Origin of the sequence: Streptosporangium fragile (assembly GCF_039534445.1) — a bacterium.
Taxonomy (GTDB): domain Bacteria; phylum Actinomycetota; class Actinomycetes; order Streptosporangiales; family Streptosporangiaceae; genus Streptosporangium; species Streptosporangium fragile.
Window position 1 is genome coordinate 106,512 of sequence record NZ_BAAAVI010000017.1, and the last position, 6,196, is coordinate 112,707.

Here is a 6,196-nt window from a genome sequence, read left to right on the forward strand (position 1 = left end):
CGTCCGCCGGTCAGTGGCCGACCGGCCGGTGGGCGGCGGGCGGTCAGCGGTCGGTCAGCCGGTAGACGAACCGCAGCCCCGACCAGACCGCGTCGATCGAGGCGACCTTGTTGTCCACCAGTCCCCGCGCCAGGCCGTACTCCCGTACGACACCGTCTCCGAGGTCGGTCGGCACCCTGCTCGCCCGCTTGGGCCAGCACACCCACAGGCCCCCGTTCTTCGCCAGGCGGGCCTTCGCGCCGGGGAAGCGGTCGTGCAGGGCCGCCTGGTCGGGGCAGAAGAGCACGATCACGTCGTACGGCTCGGGTCCGGGCCGTCGGTGGTGGTCCACGCCCCGCAGTTCGAAACCGCCGGGGGAGCCGGTCAGCAGAACGCGGTGGCCCGGCTTGATGCCGAGTTTCCGGGGAAGCGGTGTGCCGGAGTATTCAGCCATGGCGTAAGGGTGGCATGGGGCAGGAGGTTACACATCTGTAATCTTCGCGATACATCCACCCTTCGATAGAAGGATGTTCTGCGGGGGAATGATCTGCGGTGGAGGTGCACATGCATGACGAGGTCGACATCGATGTCTGTCCCGCGTATCCCTTCAGCTGGCAGGCCGCCGCTCTCAGCATGATCATGCATGGCACCTTCAAGCCGATCTCCGGCCTGCTGCTCCGGACCGGGGCCGGTATCGCCGCGGCCTCCCGGATCGCCGCGCTGGCCGCGAAGCTGCCGCTCCGCCTGCCCGCCCACGTGACCGTGACGCCGGACGGCGACGGGCCCTGCCCCAGCGAGTGGGTTCGCGCGGGGGAGGAGCTCGACGAGGGCAAGGTGCTGCTGTATTTCCACGGCGGCGGTTACTTCACCTGCTCCCCGGCGACCCACCGGCCGATCACCTGGCGCCTGTCGGCCGCGGCGGGGCGGCCGGTGCTGGCCGTCGACTACCGCCAGGGCCCGGTGCACACGATCGTCGAGTCCCTGAACGACGCGCTCGACGCGTACCGGGGTCTCCTGGCGCGCGGCTACGACCCGGCGGACGTCATCGTCGCCGGAGACTCCGCGGGCGGGCATCTCACCCTGGCGACCCTCCTGGCGCTGCGCGACCGTGGTGTGCCGCTGCCCGCCGCCGCGGTGTGCCTGTCGCCGTGGGCCGACCTCACCGACGCGCCCCGGCGGGTCAACCGCCTGCTGGACCCGATGATCCCGGCCGGCCGCGTCGACTGGCTCGCCCGCCGCTGGACGGCGGGACTCGACCCGCACGACCCGTTGGTCTCCCCGGTGCTCGGCGACTACACCGGACTGCCGCCGCTGATGGTCGTCACCGGCTCCACCGAGGTCCTGCGTGACGAGGGCCGCCGGGTCGTGGCGCGGGCGCGTGCCGCCGGGGTGCCGGTCACGTACGAGGAGTGGCCCCGCATGCCGCACGTCTTCGCGATCCTGGCCGACGTCCTCCCCGAGGCCCGCCGTGTCTACCGGCACATCGCCCGCTTCCTCGCCGCGGCGCAGGGCCTGCCCGCCCATGAGGTGCCCGGCGGGGGCACGCCCGCCTCTCCGGCCCGCGGGGAGCCGCCCGCGCGTGCGGAGTCCGCGGCCGCCTGAACCCGCCCCGCCGGGCTCCCCGCCCCGGGCCCCTCACTCGCCCCCGCCGGGCTCCCCGCCCCCGGACCTCTCCCGACCCGCCGTCTTCCCCCGGTCACACCGGCACGTCCGGCACCGGGGAACGCCTGTCGCATCATGGGTGACTTACCCCGGAGGATCATTCGTCTTACCTGCCATACCCCTTGCGACGGGTCGACGGCGAAGCCCCCGCGAATCCGGTCACAGTGTGCTTGCCGTAGCCAGTACACGAGAGGCGCAACGAGGATGGCACGTGGGGGAACCGGTCCCGGGAACGGCATGCCGCCCGGCGTGCGGCCGCTGACCGTCGGCGACCCGGTCGTCATCGGGCGTTACCTTCTGCTCGGCCGCCTCGGTGCCGGCGGTATGGGCGTGGTCTATCTGGCCGAGCACCCGCAGGGCGGGGTGGTGGCGCTCAAGACACCGCATCCGGCGCATCTCCACGATGCCACGCTTCGCGCCCGGTTCGCCGAGGAAGTGGAATTCTCCCGGCGGGTGGTCCCGTTCTGCACCGCCGCGGTGGTGGAGGACGGCACCGACCGCGACCGCCCCTACCTCGTCTCGGAGTACGTCCCCGGCCCCGCCCTGTCGCAGGTGGTCGCCGCCCGGGGTCCGCTCACCCCGGACCTGGCCTACGGCGTCGCCCTGGGCGTGGCCGCCGCGCTGGTGGCGGTGCACGAAGCGGGGCTGGTCCACCGCGACCTCAAACCGGGCAACGTCCTGCTCTCGGACACCGGCCCGCGGGTGATCGACTTCGGTATCGCCAGGGACGTCGAGGCCGTCGGCGCGCACACCCAGGCGGGTCAGGTCATGGGCAGCCCCGGCTGGGTCGCGCCGGAGCGTCTGACCGGTGGGCCCGCGCTGCCCGCCTCGGACGTCTTCGCCTGGGGCTGCGTGATCGCGTACGCGGCCACCGGCCACCATCCCTTCGCCGGCGGCGGCGAGCACGACGCGCTGACGCGGAGCATCCTGCTGGAGGCGCCGCGCCTGGCCGCGGTGCCCGCGCTGCTGCGTCCCGCCGTCGGGGCCTCGCTGGCCAAGAACCCGGCCGACCGGCCCGGGGCCGCCGACCTGCTCGGCGCGCTGCTGGCCGCCGGCGGTGTGGGTGACCCGTGGGACCTGCGTGAGGCGGTCGCGGACGTGCTGGCGGAGATCTGGACCCCGGTGCCGTACCCGCCGGGAGCCGGGCGGGTACGGCTCGCACCGGCAGGGGCGGCCGAGCCGGTGCGCGAGCGGACGCCGATCCCGGGGAAAGCCGCCCGCCGAGCCCGGTCACGCAGGGGCGCGCACCTGTCGCAGGCGAGCTTCGCGGCGCTGGCCACGGTGTCGATGGCGGCCGTCACCGTGATCGCGGCCAGCGGCGGCGGGGTCAGCGCCGGCGACGGCTCACGCGTGCCCGACCCGGTGCCGATGGTCGTCCCGGCCGAGGGCACCACGTCGAGTTCCACGTTCCGCGGCGCCCGGCCGCCCGGCGGCAGTCCCCGGACGCCCGCCCGGGTCGCGCCCCCCACCGTCCGGGTCACCGCGACCAGGACGATCGCGGCGCCCGAGGTCGAGGACACCGGCCGCCGGGAGCCCGGTCCCGGGCACTCGCAGGGGCCCGGCGGCTCGGCCGACGACGGCGAGGAGCCGCAGACCTGCGCCGACGTCACCGCGAAGAACCGGGGCGGGGGCCGGGAACGTGACTGCCCGACGTCCTCGGGCGGTCCCCGGCCGTCCTTCACGCAGATCCCGCAGACCGGAGACGGGGAGAGCCCGTCCCCGTCACCCACCTCCGTCCCCTCGGGCACGACGATCGCCCCGCAGCCGAGTCCCGGCGTCTCGTTCCCGATAGGCGGCTGAGCGTCCTTGCCCCCGGTTTTCCGGGGATGCACCGGCATATCGGTTAAAGTGAGCGCCGCGAGTCGATGCGGAGGGGGATACGGATGGGCGAGCCGGTGCCCGGCGCGGTGGAGCTGAGCGACGTCGGCGTACGGGTGGTGGGCCGGACCCTGCTGGCCGGCGTCGACTGGCGGGTGGAGTACGGCGAGCACTGGGTGGTGCTCGGCCCCAACGGGGCCGGCAAGACCACGCTGCTCTCGCTGGCCGCCGCGGTGCGCCACCCCACCGAGGGGGCCGTCACCGTGCTCGGCCAGCGGCTGGGCCGGGTCGACCTGCGGGAGCTGCGCCGTCACATCGGCCTGGTCGCGGCCAGCCAGCGGCTCGTCGACGAGGAACTGCTGGAGGAGGAGCAGGCCACCGCGCACACCGTGGTCCTGACCGGCCACACCGGTACCAGCGTCCCGCTGTGGGACAAGTACGGTCCCGCCGAGCACGAGCGCGCCCATCTCCTCCTGGCCGACCTGGGGTGCAAGGACCTCGCCGACCGGCTCTTCCGCGTCTGCTCCCAGGGCGAGCGGGCCCGCATCCGCGTCGCCAGGGCGCTGATGGCCGACCCGGTGATCCTGCTGCTGGACGAGCCGTTCGCCGGGCTCGACCTGCCCGCCCGTGAGGATCTGATCACCGCGGTGGAGAACCTCGCGGAGACTCGCCCGGCGCTGACCACGATCACCGTCACCCACCATCTGGAGGAGGTCCCGGCCACCACGACCCACGCCCTGCTGGTGCGCGACGCGCGGATCCAGGCGAGCGGCCCGGTGGCGGAGATCCTCACGGGGGAGAACCTGTCGGAGTGCTTCGGGCGCCCGCTGCGCGTCGACCATGTCGACGGCCGCTGGTCCGCGCGGGCGCTCCGCGTCTGACGGGCCGCCGGGTACGCGGCCGGTTCGCGTCCGGGGCACGGCGGTATCCCGATGTCAGGGGATATGCCGAAAAAAGATGTGATGCGGTGATCTTCCCGATACGGTGACACGCATGGCGACCAAGCTGAACCAGATCCTCGCCGTCGAGAAGGGCGTCAAGTCCGACACCCATCGCAAGGTGACCGACGCGTACCACACGATCCAGAAGAACGCCCTGCTGTCGGGCCTGTCGCGGACCTACCAACCCGTCGACGACGAGGGTGAGCGGCTGCCGCCGGAGTCGACCCGGGTGCAGGTGCAGGCCGAGGAACTGCTCAAGCAGGTCGGCGCCGCGCTGACCCGGCTGTTCGACGTGACCGCGACCAAGGACTGGGCCAACTGCACCGCGCGCGCCGACGTCAAGGTGGACGGCAGCACCCTGCTGGAGGACGTGCCCGTCACCTACCTGCTGTTCCTGGAGAAGCAGCTGGTCGACCTGCAGACTTTCATCGCCAAGCTCCCCGTGCTGGACGCGGCCGAGACGTGGACGCTGGACCAGTCGACCGACTGCTGGCGGACCGAGCCGGTCAAGACGACCCGGACCAAGAAGGTGCCCCGCAACCACGTCAAGGCCGAGGCCACCGACAAGCACCCGGCCCAGGTCGAGGTGTACCACGAGGACATCGTGGTCGGTTACTGGACCAAGGTCACCTTCTCCGGCGCGGTCCCGCAGAAGCGGATCAACGAGCTGCTGGAGCGGGTCGGCAGGCTGCAGAACGCGGTGAAGTTCGCCCGGGAGGAGGCCAACGGCACCGAGGTCGCCTACCAGCGCGTCGGCGAGAAGGTGTTCGGCTACCTGTTCGGGTAAGATCCAAAGACTCCCCGTGGGAGCGCGGGGACGCGCGCGAGCGCGAAAGCTGAAACTGAAACGTCAGACTGACACGCGGTGACAGTGGGGGTTCGACTCCCTCTCCCGGCATCCACCTGCCGGGATGGCCCAACCGGTAGAGGCAGCCGCTGAAACTCAGACTCTCGCTCCAGATTCAGCATTCGCCGCCGAGCGCCGGATCGACCGGGAGCGGGCGAAGATGGTCGGGTGCGGGTTCGAATCCCGCTGGATGCTCCACGTGCATCCATAGCTTAACGGCAGAGCGCGACATCATTACGGATGACCCGCATCCCTTAAACGTGCCGGCGCCGCGACATGGCGGCACACCAGGCCCTCGGGGAATGGACAACGTCCCCGGGGGCCGCCGCGTTCGCCGGCCCGCCGGGGAGGCCGCCCGGTGGGCGGATGTCAGTCCTTCTTGCGCTGGCGGATGAGCCCCATGAACCCCGGGCTGGGTTTGAACTTGGCCGTCCAGGTCTCGGCGATCTCCAGTGGTTCCCCGGTCTGCGGGTTCCGCCCGGTCCGGGCGGCCTTGTGCACGATCTCGAAGGACCCGAAACCGGGGATCGCCACCTTCTCCTCGGCGGCCACGGCCGTCTGGATGGTCCCCAGGATCGCATCGAGAGCCGCGGCGGTCTGCCGCCGGGTGAGTCCAGCCTCGGCGGCGGCCTTGTCGATCAGCTCACGCTTGTTCATGGGGATAGTTAACGCCATGACGGTGTGGGTGAACGAGCCCCGCCCTGCCTTTCGCTGGGGCTCTGGGGGCTCCACGGCCGGGAGGGGCAGGGCTCGCCCCGCGACCGGACCCGTCAGGGAGGAGGAGGTGCGGCCTCGGGAACTGGAACGCTATCCCCGGGACCGGCCCGTACCGGCGAGTATCCGCCAGGAACCGGCCCGTAATGGCGGATCATGCCTGTCCGATGCCCTGCGGGTGCGGGTGCGGGTGCGGGTGCGGGTGCGGGTGCGGGTGCGGGTGCGGGTGCGGGTG

General features: G+C 72.4%; 6 protein-coding genes. 4 read left to right on the plus strand and 2 right to left on the minus strand.

Annotation, left to right across the window (positions count from 1 at the left end; translation table 11 throughout):
• Window positions 1–43: 43 nt before the first annotated feature.
• Window positions 44–433, minus strand: coding sequence for a hypothetical protein (locus ABD841_RS14045; protein ID WP_344971392.1), 390 nt, complete (start codon window positions 431–433; stop codon window positions 44–46).
• Between the two features lie 110 nt (window positions 434–543).
• Here ABD841_RS14045 and ABD841_RS14050 point away from each other — a divergent pair, with 110 nt between their 5' ends.
• From ABD841_RS14050 to ABD841_RS14065, 4 genes are all read left to right on the plus strand, one after another.
• Window positions 544–1,581, plus strand: coding sequence for an alpha/beta hydrolase (locus tag ABD841_RS14050; protein WP_344971394.1), 1,038 nt, complete (start codon window positions 544–546; stop codon window positions 1,579–1,581).
• Between the two features lie 264 nt (window positions 1,582–1,845).
• Entirely contained in the window at window positions 1,846–3,441 is a 1,596-nt protein-coding gene (locus ABD841_RS14055) for a serine/threonine-protein kinase (RefSeq protein ID WP_344971396.1), read from the plus strand.
• Window positions 3,442–3,524: 83 nt separating this feature from the next.
• Entirely contained in the window at window positions 3,525–4,340 is an 816-nt protein-coding gene (locus ABD841_RS14060; RefSeq protein WP_344971397.1) for an ABC transporter ATP-binding protein, read from the plus strand.
• 112 nt (window positions 4,341–4,452) lie between these two features.
• Window positions 4,453–5,187, plus strand: coding sequence for a DUF7873 family protein (locus ABD841_RS14065; RefSeq protein WP_344971399.1), 735 nt, complete (start codon window positions 4,453–4,455; stop codon window positions 5,185–5,187).
• A gap of 429 nt (window positions 5,188–5,616) precedes the next feature.
• Here ABD841_RS14065 and ABD841_RS14070 read toward each other — a convergent pair whose 3' ends face one another.
• Window positions 5,617–5,904 carry an HU family DNA-binding protein gene (locus ABD841_RS14070; RefSeq protein ID WP_344971401.1) on the minus strand — a complete coding sequence of 96 codons (288 nt, stop codon included), beginning with the start codon at window positions 5,902–5,904 and terminating at the stop codon, window positions 5,617–5,619.
• Window positions 5,905–6,196 lie beyond the last annotated feature (292 nt).